A 16,019-nucleotide genomic window follows, 5' to 3' on the forward strand; every position below is an offset into this window, starting at 1 on the left:
ATGAACAGCAATGAGTTATAAACATGTAGAAATCGAAAAGAAATGGCAGCAGTACTGGAAAGACAACAAGACGTACAAAATGGTCAATGACGAATCCAAGCCGAAGTTCTACGCGCTTGATATGTTCCCATACCCTTCCGGTGCCGGGCTTCACGTCGGCCATCCGCTTGGTTATATCGCGACGGACATTTTAAGTTCATTCAAACGGAAGCAGGGCTATAATGTCCTCCATCCGATGGGGTGGGACGCTTTCGGATTGCCTGCTGAACAATATGCGATCGACACGGGGAATGACCCTGCAGAATTCACGGCAAAAAACATCGCGACGTTCAAGCGTCAAATGAATGACCTTGGGTTTTCCTACGACTGGGACCGTGAAGTGAATACGACAGATCCGAAATATTACAAATGGACGCAATGGATTTTTATCCAATTGTATAAAAAAGGCTTGGCATACATCGATGAAGTGCCTGTCAACTGGTGCCCGGCACTTGGAACAGTCCTTGCGAACGAGGAAGTCATTGACGGCAAATCCGAACGTGGCGGTCATCCGGTCGAGCGCCGCCCGATGCGCCAATGGGTATTGCGCATAACAGAATATGCGGATCGTTTACTTGAAGATCTGGAGGATCTTGATTGGCCTGAAAGCTTGAAGGATATGCAACGCAACTGGATCGGACGCTCTGAAGGTGCTCAATTGACGTTTGAGATTGACGGAACGGATCTTTCATTCGAAGCATTCACGACGCGTCCGGACACGATCTTTGGTGCGACGTATGCGGTCCTTGCCCCTGAGCACAAGCTAGTTGAGCAAATTACGACAGCAGAGCAAAAGGAAGCTGTTGAAGCGTATCTCGATAAAGTGAAAACGAAAAGCGACTTAGAGCGTACTGATCTTGCGAAAGAGAAGACGGGCGTGTTCACTGGCGCTTACGCAATTAATCCTGCAAGCGGTGAAAAAATGCCGATTTGGATTGCGGATTATGTCCTTGCTTCATATGGAACGGGCGCTATCATGGCGGTTCCTGCACATGACGAACGCGACTATGAGTTTGCAAAAGAATTTGATTTGCCAATCGTTGAAGTCGTTGCAGGTGGAGATATTTCGAAAGAAGCGTATACAGGCGACGGAGAGCATATTAACTCTGATTTCTTGAACGGGCTAGGAAAAGACGAAGCGATTGAAAAAGCGATTGCATGGTTCGTTGAAAACGGTAAAGGTGAGAAGAAAATTACGTATCGTCTACGCGATTGGCTATTCTCCAGACAGCGTTATTGGGGTGAACCGATTCCGATCATCCATTGGGAAGACGGCTCGATGACTCCAGTCGATGAATCCGATTTGCCATTGATGCTGCCGAAGACAGATAACATCAAGCCAAGCGGAACAGGCGAATCACCACTTGCGAATATCGAAGAGTGGGTCAATGTCGTCGATCCGGATACCGGCATGAAAGGCCGACGGGAAACGAATACGATGCCGCAATGGGCAGGAAGCTGCTGGTATTACTTGCGCTATATCGATCCGGATAATGACGAGATGCTAATTGATCCGAAGTTGGCAGAACGCTGGTTGCCGGTCGACATTTACGTCGGCGGCGCGGAGCATGCGGTGCTGCACCTTCTATACGCCCGCTTCTGGCATAAGGTTCTTTATGATATCGGCGTCGTACCGACGAAGGAGCCTTTCCAAAAATTGTTCAACCAAGGAATGATCCTTGGAGAGGGGCATGTGAAGATGTCCAAGTCACTCGGCAACGTCATCAACCCTGACGACATCGTCCATTCACACGGCGCGGATACGCTTCGTCTATACGAAATGTTCATGGGACCGCTTGAAGCTTCAAAAGAATGGTCGACAAACGGTCTGGACGGATCCCGTCGTTTCTTGGATCGCATTTGGCGATTATTCGTCAATGAAGACGGAACGCTAAGCTCGAAAATTGGCGGGGAGCCAGGCGGATCGCTTGAAAAGGTGTATCACCAAACCGTGAAGAAAGTAACGGAAGACTTCGAGGGTATGCGTAACAACACTGCCATTTCTCAAATGATGGTGTTCATCAATGAAGGGTATAAAGTCGACTCGATTCCGAAAGAATTCGTTGAAGGCTTTGTCATTATGATTTCTCCGATCACTCCGCACCTGGCAGAGGAGCTTTGGGAGAAGTTAGGCCATAATGAATCGATTTCGTATGTCGCATGGCCGACGTACGACGAATCAAAACTGTTCGATGACACAGTCGAAGTTGCTGTGCAAATCAACGGAAAAGTCCGTGCGAAAATCAATGTCGCAAAAGACATTACGAAAGAAGATCTCGAAAAGGTTGCACTTGCAGATGAAACTGTGAAGGAATGGATCGATGGAAAAGAATTGAAAAAAGTCATCGCGATTCCAGGCAGATTGGTCAACATCGTAGCTGTTTAAGCATAGAATATTTGTAATCCGTGGAAAGAGTTTGTTACTTTCCACGGATTTTTTTTGATTGCGTCGGAGGCACAAACCGATTGCACAAAAAAACACCAGGGAGCACCTCCCTGATGTTGATATCTATCATTGATCCTTCGCAAACGCCCCGGCACTCATGCCGGCGATCCGTCCAGTGACGAGAGCGGAAGTGATATTGTATCCACCCGTATAACCATGGATGTCTAGGATTTCGCCGCAGAAGAAAAGTCCATCCTTTTTCCGGGAAGCCATCGTCTTAGGTTCGATTTCCTTTGTGGAAACCCCACCGCCTGTGACGAATGCCTTTTCAATCGGCTGCGTGCCATTTACGGTCATCGGGAATCCTTTCAATAGCCCCGCAAGCTTTCGGATTTTTTCATTGGAAAGGCCGGCTCCGATATCGGCATGGTCAATTCCTGCCCGATCAAATAAAAACAGCAGCCACCTTTCCGGTGCGATTCCTTTCAAGCTGTTCTTAATAGCCTTCTTTGGATCGTCTTTCAACAAACCATGAATCATTTGGAAGGCCTTTTCCTCATTCATGGAAGGGAGCGAGTCAATGCGCATTTCAACAGGCTGTCCTCCATTTTTCTTCTGTTCCTTCACGACAAACTGGCTGCACCGTAAAATGGCGGGACCGCTTAACCCGAAATGGGTGAACAGCATATCCATCTGATGAGTGACAAGCGTTTTCCCTTTGGCGTTCAAGACGGAAACAGCGACATCCCGCAATGCGAGGCCCTGCAGTTCTTTCGATTGGATGAATTGTTCATCGGACAGCAACGGCACTTCTGTCGGATACAGATCGGTCACAGTATGCCCGGCTTTCTCCGCCCACGGGTATCCGTCTCCTGTGCTTCCGGTCTGCGGCACCGCCTTTCCGCCAACCGCAACAACGACCGCGTGAGAACGGATTTCTTCACCGTCTTCGAGCCGCACGCCCAAGATCCGTTCATCATTCATTAGTAGTTTTTTCACGCGGGTCGACAATCTCACTTCCACATGCAATCGATCCATTTCGGATAGCAACGCATTGACGACGTCCTTAGCTTTATTCGAGACAGGGAACATCCGACCGTGATCCTCTTCTTTCAACGGAACGCCGAGCCCTTCAAAAAACGCAATGATATCCTCATTACTGAAAACGGAAAATGGGCCGTATAAAAATCTTCCGTTACCTGGGATGTTTTTTACAATTTCCTCAAGCGGCAGTCGATTCGTAACATTGCACCTTCCGCCACCTGATATGGATAATTTATTGCCAAGCTTTTTCCCTTTGTCGAGAAGAAGCACTTTATTGCCATGCTCTGCCGCAGCGATTGAGGCCATCAGTCCTGAGGGACCCCCACCGATGATTATGACGTCATACATATATGGAACCACACTTTCAGTTTTTCTCCATTATACATGATGCGCCCGTTAATCATTGTGAAAAGTGCTGGCGGAGGGTAAACTGGTATGTAGCTTTGTTGAGTAGTTCTTAAGATTGGAAGGATCAAATATGTCATCAAACCTTGTGAAAGGCACGGCTATTTTAACGATCGGCCTCTTTTTATCGAAGGCGCTCGGTCTATTATACGTTATTCCGTTTTATGCAATTGTCGGGGAGGAAAATATTGGTTTATATCAGTACGCATACATTCCATACAACTTAGCTTTGGCAGTTGCAATCTCAGGTGCTCCCCTCGCCATTTCCAAATTCATATCGAAATATAATGCGATGGGTGACTATGCAACTGGGCGCAAGTTAATGAAATCAGGAATGCTCGTCATGACATTATCCGGCATTCTCTCATTTCTAGTCCTCTTTTTCATGGCTGAACCGATTGCCCATCTTGTACGGAAGAGCGATGACCAGATTTTCACGATAGAAGAAATTACATCTGTTATCCGCTGGGTTAGCTTTGCGTTGCTGGCAGTTCCATTAATGAGCATCGTTCGCGGATATTTGCAAGGGAACCAGAAATTCGAGCCGACATCCGTCTCGCAACTTGTCGAGCAGATTGTCAGAATACTTGTAGTTCTTATCGGCGGTTTTATCGTAGTAAATGTGTTAGATCTGTCTCCACGGACAGCGGTGAATTTCGCTGTGTTTGCAGCATTCATCGGTGCGCTTGCCGGTCTCGTCGTCCTATATCGATATTGGATGAAGTACAAACCGGAATTCAGCAAGCTTTATGAAAGCAGTCCACCTGCTAGCAATGTCACTTTTCTCGATATGTATAAAGAAGTAATTGGGTATACGATTCCGTTTGTCCTCGTCGGTGTTATTAATCCTTTATATCAATTCATTGATATGATCACGTTCAATGGTGCGATGTACTCTATCGGACTCGATACAGTAACCGATGTTTATTTAACGATGCTAAACTTCCTCACCCATAAAGTCGTTATGATTCCGGTTATGGTTGCGACAGGATTTTCAATGGCGCTCATTCCAGTCATTACGGGTTATTATACGAAGAACGATCAGAAGGGCATAACGCGTTCATTGGACCAGACATTTCAAATCATGCTCTATTTAACCGTTCCAATGGTTCTTGGACTAATCGTCCTTTCGAATGAAATCTATACATTCCTTTACAGTAAAAGTCTTGTCGGTTCGGGTATATTAGCGTCATATGCACCCGTCGCAATACTGTTCGGCCTTTACTCAGTAACTGCAGCAATCCTCCAAGGAATTGATAGACATAAATGGATTGTCTTCACTTCACTGACGGGACTATTATTCAAAATGATTTTGAATATCCCCCTCATTAAGCTTTTCGAAGTGAACGGTGCGATCGCAGCTACGGCAATCGGATATGCAATCGCTGTCGGAATCAATATCTATGTCATTTCAAGAGTCCTTCATTACCGTTCGAGAATGGTGTTCAGGCGGCTGGTACTCATCGGAATTTTCAATGTGATCATGTTTATTGCCGTTCACTTTACGTTAAAGGGGCTGTTGGCATTCAGTCCAGTCGGCGGCAAGATGCAGGCGCTTCTTTATGTTATGATTTGTGCATTTGTCGGGGTGGTTGTTTACGGGGCCCTTTCATTGAAATCTGGGCTCGCGCAAAAACTGTTTGGCGACCGATTGACGAGAATTACGAAGAAGTTTGGTTTTGGAGGGTGAACAATGCGTCTTGATAAACTATTGGCGAATATGGGATTTGGCTCCCGCAAGGAAGTGCGGCAACTACTGAAAAAAGGCGCTGTTCAAGTGAATGCCGAACTAGTGAAGGATCCATCGCTCCACGTTGATCCGAATCTCGATGAAGTGACGATCCTCGGTGAACGGGTCGTCTATAAGGAATTCATTTATTTAATGTTAAATAAACCAAAAGGCGTCATCTCTGCGACCGAGGATGACCGGGACCGGACCGTCATCGATCTGCTGGACAGTGAATACCGGCATTTTGAACCGTTTCCGGTTGGAAGGCTCGACAAGGATACGGAAGGGTTTTTATTGATAACGAATGACGGCAAGCTTGCCCATGAGTTATTGTCGCCGAAAAAGGAAGTTCCAAAAACGTATTACGCCCATATCGATGGGCGAGTCGATGAAACGGATATCGAACGGTTCGGAGAAGGGGTAACGTTAGACGACGGCTACTTCACAAAACCGGGACAGCTTCACATATTACATTCAGCTGAAACGTCGGAAATCGAGCTGACGATTACTGAAGGGAAGTTCCATCAAGTGAAGCGGATGTTTGAAGCGGTCGGGAAGCGGGTTGTCTATTTGAAACGACTGTCAATGGGGCCGTTGGAGTTGGATGTGACCTTACGATTAGGTGAATATAGGGAGTTGACCGACGAGGAAGTCGCTATGCTCCGCAATGTAAAAGGCTGAACCGTATTGTGCGGTTCAGCCTTTTCGTATGCTAGATTGAAGTGTATTTACGAGGGCAATTTAACTTTTTTCTTTGTTGTCGTCCATTTCCCGCGGGCAGGGCTTGTTATAAGCTCGTTATATTCGAGGACGTTCAAGTCCCTTTGCGCTGTGCGGTTAGTGATGCCGAATTCTTCAACAACATTTTCCGTTGTGACAATACCCCTGTCAAGGATATATAAATATACGTCCTTGATGCGGGTAAGCATACGATCAGTAGCTGGATTCAACTGTGGAACCACTCCTTCATCATCATTTTCCAAAAACGATGGGCATGAGACTATTGAATGTACCCTATGTTAAGTTGAAATAGCCCCCGACAATGCACTCCTTTCATCAGAACGTTGCGTCAGATGCAATGTTCTGACAATATAAGTATAACTCATTTTTGCTAATAGTACATGGATTTTTTGTAAAAGTTCTGTAACAAATGTTTTGCTCTTTATTTTCTAAGCTGAACATGTAAAAATAGGGTATCAGGAAAGAGGGTGCTTGGATTGGTGAATTGGAAAGAAAGAGTGTTGGCACGAGAAAATCTTCTGATTGATGATTTGAAGCAATTGGTTTCCATTCCGTCCGTACTTGATGAGAGCTTGGCGACAGAGGATGCACCGTTTGGACCGGAGCCGAAGCGGGCGCTTGATTGGCTTCTGGAGGAAGGCAGGAAAGCGGGATTCACTGTAAAGAATATCGATAATATGGCTGGCCATATTGAAATGGGTGAAGGGGATGAGCTGCTTGGCATCCTTTGCCACGTCGATGTTGTGCCTGCTGGCTCCAATTGGTCATACGGTCCGTTTGACGGCACTGTGAAAGACGGGAAGCTGTTCGGACGCGGTGCGATTGACGATAAAGGGCCGACAATCGCTGCTTGGCATGCCATGAAAATGGTGAAGGAAGCTGGAATTCCTCTGAATAAAAGGGTCCGTCTTATTATCGGGGCAGATGAAGAAAGCGGCTTCCGCTGTGTGAAGCGTTATTTCGAAAAAGAGGAAATGCCGACAATCGGGTTTGCTCCTGATGCCGATTTCCCGATCATCAACGCTGAAAAAGGGATTTCAACATTGGTCTTCACTCAAAAGGCGAAAGAGGCTGATGGGCAGCTTCTACATTTCAAATCGGGCAACCGGACAAATATGGTGCCAGATTATGCGGAAGCGCATATTAAAGGATTCGATTTCAAGGAGATTCAAGATAAATTTGAAAGCTTCACGAATATGCATGACGTCGTAGCGTCGATTGTTGAGGAAAACGGCGAGGCGTTTTTACGTTTCCATGGCAAGTCCGCCCATGCAATGGAGCCCGACTATGGAGTGAACGCAGCGGTTCTTCTAGCAACATTCTTGAATAAGATTTTCGAAGAAGGCGAATCGAAGGATTTCACCCAATTTATTGTTGACGCGTTTGGGACGGAAACACGAGGACGTTTTCTAGGATTGGCTTATAATGATGAAATATCGGGCGATACGACATTGAATGCGGGCATCGTCTCCTTCACTCCAGAAGAAGGCGGCCTAGTGCAAGTGAGCATGCGATATTCCGTCACTTATCCGTTTGAAGAGAAGATCGGGACTTGCAACGATCGGTTGAAGGATACACCTTTCACTATGGAAGTAAAATCTAATTCGAAGCCGCATCATGTCGATGCAAATGATCCGTTTATCAAAACGTTGCAAGAGATTTACACGTCCTATACGGGTGAAGAGGCTGAACTTTTGGCGATTGGTGGAGGGACGTATGCGCGCGTGCTTGATAAAGGAGTCGCTTTCGGGATGCTCTTCCCAGGAAGGGACGATGTCGCCCACCAAGCGGATGAATATGTATATATAGAGGACTTATTGAAGGCGACAGCTATTTACTCGGAAGCGATCAGCCGTCTTGCGTCTAAAGAAGGGGAAGGGGAAAACGAATGACAATGTATTTTATTGATGGCCAATTCACTAAGAAGGATAGCTTGAACATTTCGATTGATGACAGAGGATACTACTTCGGTGATGGGGTTTATGAAGTCGTGAAAGTATATGACGGGGAATTGTATACTGCCGAGGAGCATTTTGCGCGCCTTTTCCAAAGCGCTTCGAAAATCAAAATGACCATCCCTTATTCGGAACAGCAGTTGATCGACATCGCAAAAGAATTGGTCAAGGTGAACGAAGTAGAAACCGGCCATGTTTATATGCAAGTGACACGTGGAGCATCTCCGCGAGTCCATCAGTTTCCTGAACTTGCAGTGACTCCGGTCGTCACTGCTTACTCCGTCCATAATCCAAGGCCTTTGAGCAATATCGAGGGCGGCGTTTCGGTGAAGACAGTTGAAGATGTAAGATGGCTTCGTTGCGATATTAAGAGCCTGAACTTGCTAGCCAATGTACTTGCAAAGCAAGAAGCTTACGAGGCGGGCTGTGCTGAGGCAATCTTCATCCGCAACGGCATTGTTATGGAAGGATCATCCTCCAATGCATTCGGTGTCAAAGATGGCGTTGTCATTACACATCCGGCGACAAATCTCATTTTGAACGGAATTACACGCCAAGTTGTGTTGAAGCTTTGTAAGGAAAACGGAATTCCTGTCGAAGAACGAGCATTCACACCGGACGAGATGTACGCGATGGATGAATTTTTCATTACGTCGACTACCGCGGAAATCACCCCGGTCGTCTTAATCGATGAAAAAGAGGTTGGTTCCGGCACGCCGGGAGGAATTACGAGAAGCCTGCAGGAAGCATTCGCTCGGCAGATTCCGTTGTCCGTAGCGGGAGAATGATGAACATTGCCTTACTGATCGGAGTGGATGAAATTGGCGCAACTCGTCAAACTGCTTGATTATGTATCTCGCTACGAAAACGATTTATCACGTTATCCTACACAATATATCCGGTTGAAAACCTCCCAATGGAAACGGATGAAAACTCAATGGGAGCATGGAGCTGACCTTTCCGATTGGAGGCATATCCCCGAAGAAACGGGGGAGCAACAGACCGAGGAGGGGAAATGGTATTCCCCTCTATTCCGTCTGTTCGGCAATCGGAAAGTGCGTTTAGAGGAAGAGGAGCCATTGGAGATTGGCAAGGATGGACAAGATGATGATGTGGGAGTCTTGGATTTTAATCCAAATATCATCTATCATCCTGAAAACGAGCAACAGCTTCGGACACTTTATTTGGACCAGCTATTCCATTTTCAATTAAAGTGGGCAAGCTCGACGATGTTGGAAAGGTCCAATCTGGATGCAGGTTTCATGAGGGATTCACTCCTTAGAAGCTTCACCCAGCAACTTCCTGACAGCTACCTTTTGTTCTATTACCCGATTCTTAAAGTAAAAAAAGCACCCGTTGAGCTCGACATCATCCTCATCACGCCGATAGAATGCCTATGCATCACAGTGTTGGAAGCAGAGAGCGCGGCTGCATACATCGGGAGTGGTGATCGGTTTTGGACGAAGAAATTCGGTGATCAGGACTCCAGAGTATTAAATCCCCTTATCGGACTGACCCGGATGGAGAAAATAGTGTCGGGAATCTTTGCGGCGAATGAAGTCGATTTCCCTATTAAGAAATTGGTCATCTCAAGAACTGGCTATATTGATTACCCAGGGTTGCCTTACGATACAGACATCATTGACCGAAGAACATACGAAAACTGGTTCGCCTCGCTCCGGAAATCGACAGTGCCAATGAAGTACAACCAATTTAAGGCAGCACAATCGATTTTGGATAACGGACAAACTACTGCGGTGAGCAGACTTTTTGAAGAGCAGATTGATCAGGGACAGCCTGATAATAATGAATAGAAATGAGTGTAATTGATTATGCGGCTTCGCAATAAACCGTGGGCAAAAGATTTCATGGCAGAGCATCCTGATGTGTTGATCCACGAAGAAGAAGGAACAGCAATAGAGTGGAAATCGGTTTTCGGCAATGAAAATCCGATACATGTAGAAGTCGGAACAGGGAAAGGGCAATTTGTCATCGGCATGGCTCTTGCCAATCCAGACATCAACTATATCGGAATCGAGCATTTCGATAATGTGATCGTATCCGCCTTGGAAAAGGTCATTGAGGCGGAAAAGCCTTCCAACTTACGGCTGCTTAGAGGAAATGGCGCCAATTTGGAGGGATTATTCCAACGAGGAGAATTGGATAGGATTTACTTGAACTTCTCCGATCCATGGCCGAAATCCCGCCATGAAAAACGCCGGTTGACCCATGCATCATTTTTGGCCCGCTATGAGGCGGTGTTGAAGAATAGAGGAGAAATCCACTTCAAGACTGACAACAGGAACCTGTTCGAGTACTCTCTCGTTTCCATGTCTGCTTACGGGATGATCCTTCAGGATGTGTCACTTGATTTGCATGCGGAAATGCCTGAGGATAATATTATGACGGAATATGAGGAAAAGTTTTCAGCAAAGGGGCAGCCGATCTACCGATTGGAAGCAATGTTCAATAATTAGACGTACGAAAGGGGATGTTATGTTTGGATACATACAATTTTCACGATATGAAACTTGCTTGGCTCGATGGGGGAGTCAATTTTCTTGACGGCGGAACGATGTTCGGGGTAGTTCCGAAAGCGTTATGGTCGCGCAAATATGACGTCGATGAAAACAACTTGATCGAGCTGCGGACCGATCCGATCTATATTTCCTATGAAGGGAAACATATCCTCATAGATTCAGGGATCGGGAAAGGGAAGCTTTCGGACAAGTTGAAGCGCAATCTCGGTGTCCGTGCCGAAACGAAAGTGGAGGAGAGTTTGGCGGAAATCGGATTGACGCCTGCTGACATCGATATGATTCTCATGACGCATTTGCATAATGACCATGCTGCAGGATTGACTGGTTATGCGAATGATGAACTTGTGTCGATTTTTCCGAATGCGGAAATTCATGTTTCTCAAGTTGAATGGGATGAAATGAGAAACCCTAATATCCGTTCGAGGAATACGTATTGGAAAGAGAACTGGGAACCCGTCCAGCATCAAGTGAAAACATTCGAAGGCCGAGTGGAAGTATTGCCAGGCATTGAAATGATCCATACGGGAGGCCATAGCGACGGCCATAGTATCATCAAGTTGACCCAAAACGGTGAAACGCTCCTTCATATGGGAGATCTTATGCCGACGCATGCCCATAGCAATCCATTATGGGTGTTGGCTTTTGATGATTACCCGATGACTTCGATCTTTGCGAAAGAAAAGCTTATGAAAGAAGCATTGCCTAGCCGATATCGTTTCATCTTTTATCATGATGCGGTTTACCGTCTCGTCCAATGGGATGAAGGCGGCAAAGAAATTACCGAATCGGTCGAGCGTACAAGATAATAAACATAAAAAAGCAACAGGTGAAAGGGAATTGTTATGCTCCTTCGCCTGTTGCTTTTAGTATGCAAATTTTCTTTTCATTTTTGAATCAATTCGACGACAGTGCCTGTTTGCGCATTTGCCGCAAATTCAAATTGCTCCAGTTCGCCATTCCGGATTCTTGTGATGCCGCCGCGGTACACTTCCATCGACAGGACATTGTTTGTAAACGGTTCAGGTTTCATGACAATCCATGAACCATCGATCGGCCCTTCTTTTTTGAAGGCCTCCTTCACTGCATTCAAGACATGCTCCGCCGGGGTGTTCGGGTTCATCTTTTCGATTGCCTGATTGACAACGAGACCGGCAGCTACACCTGTTAAAACTCCTGCTATGAAATCTTTTACTTTCATGTCTGTGAAACCCCCTCCATCAATCTTCCCCAAGTGTACCATATTTCAAAAAAATGTTTAACTCTTGAAATGGGAAATTGTTTTTGAGTGAAAAACTAATTCGGAAAGCTAAATATAATAATGGAAAGTTTCAAATTCGTGCACTATACTAGAGGAAGTACATATCGAATTGGGGGAAAATTCTCATGAACAATGAAACGTTGACCATGTTTAAAACATTGACGGAACTGCCTGGAGCGCCAGGAAATGAGCATATGGTCCGCAACTTTATGCGCGAAGAATTAGGCAAGTATTCCGATGAGCTCATTCAAGACAATCTTGGTGGTATTTTCGGCGTTCGTAAAGGCCGTGAAGATGGTCCGCGGATCATGGTTGCGGGACATATGGATGAAGTAGGTTTCATGGTTACTGCGATCACTGATAATGGCATGCTCCGTTTCCAGCCGCTTGGGGGTTGGTGGAGTCAAGTGCTATTGGCGCAGCGTGTCCAAATTATTACTGATGAAGGACCTGTTGTCGGTGTAATCGGCTCCATTCCACCACATCTGCTTAGTGACGAAATCCGGAATAAACCGATGGATATTAAGAACATGCTTATCGATATCGGCGCGGATGATAAAGAGGATGCAAAAAAGATCGGCATTCGTCCAGGCCAGCAAATTGTTCCGATTTGCCCATTCACCCCGATGGCAAACGACAAAAAGATTTTGGCGAAAGCGTGGGATAACCGATACGGCTGTGGCTTGGCAATCGAGCTGTTGAAAGAGGTTCATGGGGAAGCGCTCCCGAATAACCTTTATTCCGGAGCGAATGTCATGGAAGAAGTCGGTTTGCGCGGAGCGCAGGCTGCCGCTCGGATGATCAATCCTGATCTGTTCTTCGCCTTAGATGCGAGCCCGGCAAATGACGCTTCCGGCAATAAAAATGAATTTGGCCAACTTGGAAAAGGAACATTGCTGCGCATATTCGACCGGTCGATGGTGACGCATCGCGGCATGCGTGAATTTATCCTCGATACGGCGGAAACGAATAATATCCCATATCAATATTTCATCTCCATGGGTGGAACGGATGCCGGACAAGTCCACATTTCAAATGAAGGCGTGCCAAGTGCGGTAATTGGAATCTGTTCACGATACATTCACACGTCCGCTTCGATCATCCATACCGATGACTATGCAGCGGCGAAGGAGCTTCTTGTTAAATTAGTGAAAGCTTGCGATAAAACGACTGTTGAAACGATAAAGAGTAATGTTTGATTGAATTGCGATTCAGCCATCCTTTTAGTAACAGCGAGGATGGCTTTTTTTTTTAGGACAGAAAGGAGAACAGCATGAATTTCATCATTGGTTCGACCAATCAAGCGAAAGTGAAAGCGGCACGGGCGGTTATCGAAAGCCACTTTCCAGGAAGCGGATTGTCTGAAGTGAAAGTTCCGTCCGGAGTGAAGGATCAGCCTGTTGGCGATGAAGAAACGAGAGCAGGAGCATTAAACCGTGCAACGAATGCCGCTAATGAATTAGTAGGGGCTATCGGCATCGGCTTGGAAGGCGGGGTGCGGATGCTGGGGGACGAGATGTTCGTATGCAATTGGGGTGCACTCGTATTGCCTTCGGGGAAATCATTCACAGCTGGAGGAGCCCAAATTCCATTGCCTGACGAAATTGCATCCGAATTGATGAAAGGGCGGGAATTGGGAATTGTCGTCGATGAATATTTCAAAGCAAGCGGCATCCGTCATAGCGAAGGCGCAATCGGGATGTTCACTGCACAAGCAGTCACGCGTGATAAGCTTTTCGAACACGTCATGCAATTATTGATTGGTCAATTGAAGTACTACAAGAACGCTTAATTTGCATATAGGCGTTATTATCTATAAAATAGGTATCGGTATTTGATTAAAAATGTACGATTGGAGGAAGCTGAATGTTCCGCTTATGGAAATTCGTATTCCTGGCACTCCTATCCATAACTGCATTAACCGCATGTGGCAAAACTTTCAATGAACAAGCCACCGAGGCGATCCTCTCGGCAAAAGAGGCTTTTCAATTGCATGATCAACATGTGAATGATGAAGTTCATGGCGTTTCATTATATAAACCGGCCGGATTTACGATAGACGAGAAGTCCGATGCCCACAACATCGTTATGAAAAAAGGCGATGAAACTTTCCTTCTTTTCATTAACCCGAATGAGAAAAAAGATAGCACACTCTTTTACGATCTGTTGAAAAAAACAGAGGATAAAGAGCGGTTCGAGGAAGTGTTCACCGACGATGGGTATTTCGGTTTCGCATCGATTGCCAAAAAAGGTGAGGATCAGGCCGAGCTCATTGCAAGCGTAGGCGGAATTAAAATAACGACAATCACCAAGGTCAATAATATTGAAGCGAATATGGGCAAAATGATGGAGATTGTACGGTCCATCGAACAAGGCCCCTAATTCGTTGACGACTCGGTCACCCGGCGCAATTGCGGCGAGCGGCCGTTTATTTTTGAAGAAAGGGTGAAGGGCATGAATTCACAAAAATTAGTGGAATTACTGAAAGAGCAACTGCCATCTGAGCATTTGCAATGGAGCTTCGATCGGAAAACCGATAAGGTTCGTTTGGAGCATTCTATTTTGAAAAAAGGGATGGATATTTCCTTGCCGGAAATCCTTGCGAAATATGAAACGAAAAAAGAAGCTGCAATCAATGAAATCGTCTACACGATACGGGAAACGTTCAATGCAATGGAAAAAGAGCAAACGGAAGGATTCTTGAAAGAAAATGGAATCTATCCCGTCATTCGTTCGACATCCTTCCCAAAAACATCAAAGGCGGGAGATCGCTTCATCGTAAAAGATCATACAGCGGAGACAAGAATCTTCTATGCGCTGGATTTGGGTACTACATACCGTCTTATCGATGAGTCGATGCTCGAATCTCTCGGCATGACGGAGTCGGAAATAATGGAATCAGCGTTGTTCAAGGTGAGATCGTTGCCGACAACTATGAAAAAGGATGAAGTGGCAGGAAATCTGTTTTATTTCGTCAATAATAACGACGGTTACGACGCGAGCCGTATTTTAAATCATTCCTTCCTGAAGGAAATGGAAGAGAAAATCGAAGGCCATATGACCGTTTCGGTTCCTCATCAGGACGTTCTGATTGTCGGCGATATCCGAAACGATACCGGGTATGATGTGCTTGCGCAAATGACGATGCAGTTTTTCACAGTCGGGGCGGTGCCAGTCACCTCCTTGTCATTCATCTATGAAGATGGTAAATTGGAACCGATTTTCATAATGGCAAAAAATCGGGTTGCTCGAAAGGAAGGTAAAAAGAAATGAATATTTTTTACAATCAAAATGGAGTGGGCGATGTACTCCTTGTTCAATTAACGACAGAACGCCCAGAAAATAAGGAAATTGAAAAGAAGAATGATATTGCTCTCATTAAAGACGCAGCAACGGATAAAGTCGTTGGTTTCAACGTCTTCAAGGCTTCAAACTATGTGAAGACGGAAGTTATCGGACAAGTTGAAACGACGGAAGAAATCGTCGGTCAGCTGCAAGAAGCGCTGAAGTCGAATGGAGTGGATCTGGAGCTGGATGTCGATTTTACTCCTAAGTTCGTAGTCGGGCACGTCGTAGCAAAAGAAAAGCATCCAAATGCGGATAAACTGAGTGTGTGCAAAGTCGATGTTGGAAATGAAACACTTCAAATCGTCTGTGGTGCGCCAAATGTCGAAGAAGGCCAAAAAGTCGTCGTGGCTAAAGTGGGGGCGGTCATGCCTTCTGGAATGGTCATCAGAGATGCGGAGCTTAGAGGAATCGCTTCCTCGGGAATGATTTGTTCAGCTAAGGAACTGGGTATTCCAAATGCTCCTACTGAAAAAGGGATTATGGTCCTTGGTGCAGATGCGACTCCTGGTGATTCTTTTACAATATGATGTTAGAAAAACGTACTGCCCCAAGCAGTACGTTTTTCTTATTTTGG

The 16,019-nt window shown here is 45.8% G+C and carries 16 protein-coding genes; 13 read left to right on the forward strand and 3 right to left on the reverse strand.

From position 1 onward, the window contains the following. The first annotated feature begins 10 nt into the window (after positions 1–10). Positions 11–2,425, forward strand: a complete 2,415-nt coding sequence (gene leuS, locus NIT04_RS05425; RefSeq protein ID WP_252502576.1) for a leucine--tRNA ligase — start codon at positions 11–13, stop codon at positions 2,423–2,425. A 126-nt stretch (positions 2,426–2,551) separates the two neighbouring features. On the opposite strand, the gene NIT04_RS05430 is transcribed toward leuS, so the two are convergent. Continuing rightward, a complete protein-coding gene (locus tag NIT04_RS05430) occupies positions 2,552–3,817 on the reverse strand; it encodes an NAD(P)/FAD-dependent oxidoreductase (RefSeq protein WP_252502577.1) in 1,266 nt (421 codons plus the stop codon). A 130-nt stretch (positions 3,818–3,947) separates the two neighbouring features. Here NIT04_RS05430 and NIT04_RS05435 point away from each other — a divergent pair, with 130 nt between their 5' ends. Both NIT04_RS05435 and NIT04_RS05440 read left to right on the forward strand, forming a co-directional pair. Next, positions 3,948–5,564, forward strand: a complete 1,617-nt coding sequence (locus tag NIT04_RS05435) for a polysaccharide biosynthesis protein (RefSeq protein ID WP_252502578.1) — start codon at positions 3,948–3,950, stop codon at positions 5,562–5,564. 3 nt (positions 5,565–5,567) lie between these two features. Continuing rightward, entirely contained in the window at positions 5,568–6,284 is a 717-nt protein-coding gene (locus NIT04_RS05440) for a pseudouridine synthase (RefSeq protein WP_252502579.1), read from the forward strand. A 47-nt stretch (positions 6,285–6,331) separates the two neighbouring features. On the opposite strand, the gene NIT04_RS05445 is transcribed toward NIT04_RS05440, so the two are convergent. Beyond that, positions 6,332–6,553 (reverse strand): DeoR family transcriptional regulator, encoded by a 222-nt coding sequence (locus NIT04_RS05445; RefSeq protein ID WP_239431539.1) that lies wholly within the window; start codon positions 6,551–6,553, stop codon positions 6,332–6,334. A 270-nt stretch (positions 6,554–6,823) separates the two neighbouring features. Here NIT04_RS05445 and pepV point away from each other — a divergent pair, with 270 nt between their 5' ends. Genes pepV through NIT04_RS05470 form a run of 5 tightly spaced genes read left to right on the forward strand, consistent with a single transcriptional unit; the run spans position 6,824 to position 11,645 of the window. Next, positions 6,824–8,236, forward strand: coding sequence for a dipeptidase PepV (pepV, locus tag NIT04_RS05450; protein WP_371922525.1), 1,413 nt, complete (start codon positions 6,824–6,826; stop codon positions 8,234–8,236). Continuing rightward, a complete protein-coding gene (gene dat / locus NIT04_RS05455; protein WP_252502581.1) occupies positions 8,233–9,087 on the forward strand; it encodes a D-amino-acid transaminase in 855 nt (284 codons plus the stop codon). The genes pepV and dat overlap by 4 nt, the downstream gene beginning before the upstream one ends. Before the next feature lie 33 nt (positions 9,088–9,120). After that, positions 9,121–10,113: a nuclease-related domain-containing protein gene (locus tag NIT04_RS05460; protein WP_252502582.1), complete on the forward strand. Its 993-nt coding sequence runs from the start codon at positions 9,121–9,123 to the stop codon at positions 10,111–10,113. Between the two features lie 18 nt (positions 10,114–10,131). Continuing rightward, positions 10,132–10,776, forward strand: a complete 645-nt coding sequence (gene trmB / locus NIT04_RS05465) for a tRNA (guanosine(46)-N7)-methyltransferase TrmB (RefSeq protein WP_252502583.1) — start codon at positions 10,132–10,134, stop codon at positions 10,774–10,776. A 23-nt stretch (positions 10,777–10,799) separates the two neighbouring features. Beyond that, positions 10,800–11,645, forward strand: a complete 846-nt coding sequence (locus NIT04_RS05470) for an MBL fold metallo-hydrolase (RefSeq protein WP_252502584.1) — start codon at positions 10,800–10,802, stop codon at positions 11,643–11,645. Between the two features lie 77 nt (positions 11,646–11,722). On the opposite strand, the gene NIT04_RS05475 is transcribed toward NIT04_RS05470, so the two are convergent. Then, a complete protein-coding gene (locus NIT04_RS05475; protein WP_252502585.1) occupies positions 11,723–12,037 on the reverse strand; it encodes a hypothetical protein in 315 nt (104 codons plus the stop codon). Between the two features lie 185 nt (positions 12,038–12,222). On the opposite strand from NIT04_RS05475, the gene NIT04_RS05480 reads away from it, so the two are divergent. The 5 genes from NIT04_RS05480 to ytpR all read left to right on the forward strand — a co-directional run bounded on the left by NIT04_RS05480 (position 12,223) and on the right by ytpR (position 15,972). Beyond that, positions 12,223–13,296 carry a M42 family metallopeptidase gene (locus NIT04_RS05480; protein WP_252502586.1) on the forward strand — a complete coding sequence of 358 codons (1,074 nt, stop codon included), beginning with the start codon at positions 12,223–12,225 and terminating at the stop codon, positions 13,294–13,296. A gap of 74 nt (positions 13,297–13,370) precedes the next feature. Further along, a complete protein-coding gene (locus NIT04_RS05485; protein WP_252502587.1) occupies positions 13,371–13,889 on the forward strand; it encodes a DUF84 family protein in 519 nt (172 codons plus the stop codon). A gap of 74 nt (positions 13,890–13,963) precedes the next feature. Continuing rightward, positions 13,964–14,479: a hypothetical protein gene (locus tag NIT04_RS05490; RefSeq protein ID WP_252502588.1), complete on the forward strand. Its 516-nt coding sequence runs from the start codon at positions 13,964–13,966 to the stop codon at positions 14,477–14,479. A gap of 72 nt (positions 14,480–14,551) precedes the next feature. Further along, positions 14,552–15,370, forward strand: a complete 819-nt coding sequence (locus tag NIT04_RS05495; RefSeq protein ID WP_252502589.1) for a DUF1444 domain-containing protein — start codon at positions 14,552–14,554, stop codon at positions 15,368–15,370. Then, the gene (ytpR, locus tag NIT04_RS05500) at positions 15,367–15,972 is read left to right on the forward strand and encodes a YtpR family tRNA-binding protein (protein ID WP_252502590.1); all 606 of its coding nucleotides are present in this window, start codon (positions 15,367–15,369) and stop codon (positions 15,970–15,972) included. The genes NIT04_RS05495 and ytpR overlap by 4 nt, the downstream gene beginning before the upstream one ends. The last annotated feature ends 47 nt before the right edge of the window (positions 15,973–16,019 follow it).

The organism is Sporosarcina sp. Marseille-Q4943 (genome assembly GCF_943736995.1).
GTDB lineage: Bacteria > Bacillota > Bacilli > Bacillales_A > Planococcaceae > Sporosarcina.